Origin of the sequence: Enhygromyxa salina, assembly GCF_002994615.1 — a bacterium.
In the GTDB taxonomy this organism is placed as follows: domain Bacteria; phylum Myxococcota_A; class Polyangia; order Nannocystales; family Nannocystaceae; genus Plesiocystis; species Plesiocystis salina_A.
In genome coordinates this window covers 1-3,080 of the sequence record NZ_PVNK01000090.1, presented here as the reverse complement: position 1 = coordinate 3,080, position 3,080 = coordinate 1, and the positions used below count along the sequence as shown (strand labels likewise).

The 3,080-nt window shown below is 68.4% G+C and carries 2 protein-coding genes and 1 pseudogene; 2 read left to right on the top strand and 1 reads right to left on the bottom strand.

Annotation, left to right across the window (positions count from 1 at the left end):
• A pseudogene (locus tag ENSA5_RS08370) lies at positions 1-534 on the top strand (hypothetical protein); the annotation flags it as partial.
• A gap of 6 nt (positions 535-540) precedes the next feature.
• Here ENSA5_RS08370 and ENSA5_RS08365 read toward each other — a convergent pair.
• On the bottom strand, positions 541-1,620 hold the full coding sequence (locus ENSA5_RS08365; protein WP_181197519.1) for a peptidylprolyl isomerase: 1,080 nt from the start codon (positions 1,618-1,620) through the stop codon (positions 541-543).
• Between the two features lie 127 nt (positions 1,621-1,747).
• On the opposite strand from ENSA5_RS08365, the gene ENSA5_RS08360 reads away from it, so the two are divergent.
• On the top strand, positions 1,748-2,662 hold the full coding sequence (locus ENSA5_RS08360; RefSeq protein WP_146155470.1) for a hypothetical protein: 915 nt from the start codon (positions 1,748-1,750) through the stop codon (positions 2,660-2,662).
• Positions 2,663-3,080 lie beyond the last annotated feature (418 nt).

Here is a 3,080-nt window from a genome sequence, read left to right as displayed (position 1 = left end):
ATCCCGACGGGCCGCGGTGCCGGGGCCGGCCCGGCCTCCTCGGGGCCGAAGGCGCTGCCCTTGTCGGGTCGCCGCTCGGCGACTCGACCGCGCGCGGCGGGCAAGAGCGGCGGGGCAGGGGGCGGCAAGTCGGGGTCGCCGAGCGCAGAGGCGACGCCCGCCGAAGGCGAGGTCGATCCGGTTGCGACCGCCGTGGCCAAGAACTGGGCCCGCGCGTTCACCAAGGGCGAGATCACGACGATGGTCAACCGGGCCGCGCTGCCCTTCCGCTCGGGCTCGGCCGTCGCCGCCAAGAGCAAGGAAGAGCTCCGTGGTCTGCTCGAGGCGCTGGCCGACGAGGTCGCGGGCAAGTCGGCCAAGGTCGACAAGACCTACACGGCCGCGAGCCTGCGCAAGAAGTTCGGCTCGGTCCCGGCGGGCGTCGAAGAGGGCGAGGGCCGGCTCTACACGGTCGTGGAGATCGGCGGCGACACGGTCATCTTGATGCTCGAGAAGCGCTACGGCAGCTGGCGCATCATCGGCATCACCCGCTGAGGGGCCCTACTTGCGGACGAACTCGAGCTTCTCGAGCACGATGTCCTCAAACGGCTTGTTGGGCACTGGCCGGCTCTGGGTCCGGACCTTGGACATCTCGATCGGGATCGTCGGGTCGCAGTAGCCGAAGATCGTGTGGCGATCGTTGAGCGCCATGGTCTCGCGCACGGTCACGAAGAACTGCGCGCTGCCCGTGTTGCCGATCGTCAGGCCGGTCTTGTCGTCGTAGCGCGGCTTGTTGGTCGCGGGGTCGTAGGGGTTGCGGTTGGCCATCGACAGGAACCCGGGCCCCTTGTGCCGCAGCTGTGGATCGAACTCGTCGGGGATGAAGTAGCCCGGCGTGCCGATGCCCATCGCGGTCGGGTCGCCGCCTTGGACCATGAAGTCGGCGATGACCCGGTGAAAGACCGTGCCGTCGTAGTAGGGCCGCTTGATCCACTCGTCCGACTTGCGATCCTTGGGATCTTTGAAGGGGCGGAGGCCGCGGGCGAGGCCGATGAAGTTGGCCACGGTCAGCGGCGCCTGATCTTCATAGAGCTCGCACTCGAACGCGCCCATGCTGGTGTGGAACACGGCCGTGAGCTTGCCCTTGCTCTTGTCCGCGAGCTCGGGCGCGCCCTCGAAGGCCATCTCGAGCGTGAACGGCCCGTCGAGCGGGTCGCCCTGGGACTTGTTGTAGTTCCACACGTCGGGCCCGAGCAGCCCCGACTTGGGCGGCAGGCGGAAGCCCTCGCGGAATTCCCGGGGCGTGTACTTGTCTTCGCTGCACGCGCGGCCCTCGCCCTCGGGCTTGTCACAGGTCTTGCCGGCCTCGAGGCACTCGTCGCCGCAGGGCGTGCCGTTGAAGCAGTAGCGAAGGCAGCCGTCGTCGGCGGGGGCGGCGGGCTCTTGCTTGGCCGGAGCTTTTTTGGCGTCGCCGGGCTTGGCGGCCGCAGCGGTGTTGGCCTTGCCGACCCCAGCTTTGGCGTCGGCCTTGCCCGCGTCGCCGGAGCTCGGTGCTTGACACCCGCTCAGCGAGACCAAGAAGGCGGCGCCCAGGAGGGAAGTGAAGGATTCGAGGCTGGTCGGACGTGGGAAGAAAGGCATGATGGCTGCTCGAATGCGGGCCCTAGAGCTACCACGAAATCGGCTGCCCACGATCGACGGCCCCTGCGCCGAGCTCGGCGCGGCCCCGGCCTCGCGTCGGGGTCCGCGGAGCGCTATTCTCGCCGCCGTGACGCCACCTTTATTCCGGGCGGGCTCCCGGATCCGCCGGATCGGCGGCTCCCTGCGCATCCCGTTCCTGGCGGCAGCGCTGGCGCTGTCCTTTGCGGGCGGCGGGTGCAAAAACCGCAACAAGGGCGGCACGATCAGCGAGCTGACCCCGCCCAAAGACGCCCCGGCGTGGGAGTCGCGCTACGCGGTCGCGTTTGACGACGCCTACACCGCGACGGCGGTCAACCTCCAGGGCCGCGCGCCGAACGACGTCCTCGATCAGCAGCTCTTTCAGGCCCGGCTCGGCCACGCGGCGATCGTGATGTTGGTCCGGGTCGAGCAGGTCTGGGGCCGCGGCCGCTATCAGGGCCGCCAAGACCAGTTCCTCGAGGTCGAGGTCGGCGAGTATCTGCTCGGCAACCTGGCCAAGGACGCGCCCGAGCGCCTGATGATCGAGGTCTCGAGCATCGACGAGCTCCCTGGCTCGCTCAAGGGCGAGATCATGCTCCTGTTCCTGCGCTGGGACGCCGAGTCCGAGCCGCCCTTCCACCATCACTTGATGCCGGCCGACGAGGAGCTCGTCGCGCTGATCAAGGCGATGGTCAAGCACGCCCAGGACGAGGGCGTGCTCAACGCCAAGGGCGACGAGAACACCAAGCCCGGCAAGGGTAAGCGCAAGCGGCGGCGTGATCGGAAGGCCAAAAAGGAGGCTGAAGGCGCCCCGAGCGAGGCTGTCGACGACGGCCCCACGGAGTCGCCCGCGCAGCAGGGCGAGGCCGTGCCGATCGCCGGCGGCGAGGCTCCCGACGAGGCGCCCCCGCCGAGCGGTCCGCGCCCCGACGACAGCACAGGCCTCCAAAATCTCGGTGGTGACGCCGAGCCCGAGCCCGAGCCTGAGACCGAGCCAGCCGAAACGTCCGAATCCGAAGGCTGAGGCGGATTCTAGGGCCCGCGCGTTGCCCGCTCGGCGCGCCTCGCTCAAGAGAGACATCTCGCGCATCAATCAGGGCACGAAAGTTTGAAAGAACGCTTGACGCGATGGTCGATCGCAAGTAGAAACCGCGTCCCGCAGCCCGGTGAAGTGCCGGGCACCAACCGAAGGGGCCAACACCCAGCTGGGTAGGGCTCCAACGGGCCGGGAAACTTCGCTGCCTGAAAACTGGAGAGCAGGAACACGGACCACGAAACCGCACGGTCCGGTGGGTGCGCGACTCGCTCGCGTACGTAAACCGAGACCGCCCGCGGGGCAGTTGATCAGCAATGGTCAACCCCGCGTCGTGCGAGGATGGTCGGTCAGCCTTCGGGTTGGCTAGGCGCCTCGTAACGACACAAATCCAAAGTCCTCCTGTCAG